The organism is Flavobacterium hydrocarbonoxydans, from assembly GCF_009789235.1.
Lineage (GTDB): Bacteria > Bacteroidota > Bacteroidia > Flavobacteriales > Flavobacteriaceae > Flavobacterium > Flavobacterium hydrocarbonoxydans.
Genome location: NZ_WSTB01000037.1, coordinates 1 through 635, shown reverse-complemented (window position 1 = coordinate 635; position 635 = coordinate 1). Strand labels below are relative to the sequence as shown.

Annotated in this window: 1 protein-coding gene; it reads left to right on the top strand. The window is 39.2% G+C overall.

Annotation, left to right across the window (positions count from 1 at the left end; all coding sequences use genetic code 11):
* A partial coding sequence (locus GON26_RS21490; protein ID WP_160376817.1) for a PKD domain-containing protein occupies positions 1–635 on the top strand: 635 nt, incomplete at both ends.

Here is a 635-nt window from a genome sequence, read left to right as displayed (position 1 = left end):
CAGGTACTACAGCTAAAGTTGTTATTCGTACTACAGGAACTTCGGGAGTTGTAATTGCTGACGCAATTAAATTTGATTTTATAGATTGTTTGCCTGATGTTGTAGCTCCTGTGGCTAATTTTACACCTGCAACAACAGCTGCAATATGTGCTGGACAAACGATAACATACACGAGTACTTCTACAAATGCAACTTCTTATAGTTGGTCTTTTCCAGGAGGAACACCAAGTACAAGTACATCGGCGACTCAAGTAGTTACTTATAATACTGAAGGAACTTACGATGCAAGTTTAACAGCTACAAATGGAGCAGGTTCTGATACTAAAACGTTAACCGGAGCAGTAACAGTAAGCCCTTCAATTCCAGTTACGGCAGGATTTACAGCACCATTGACGGAATTGGCTGTTGGAGAAAATATGACTCTAACTAATACTTCTACAGGAGCAACGACGTATGCCTGGACTTTTCCTAACGGATCTCCTGCTACAAGTACAGCTGCAAATCCAACCGTAAGTTTTACAACAACAGGTTCTAAAACAATTACTTTGGTTGCTTCAAATGATTGTGGAAGCAACACTTATACGATGACAATTTGTGTTGGAACCAATACCAAAACAACATTAGAAACTTTTGAA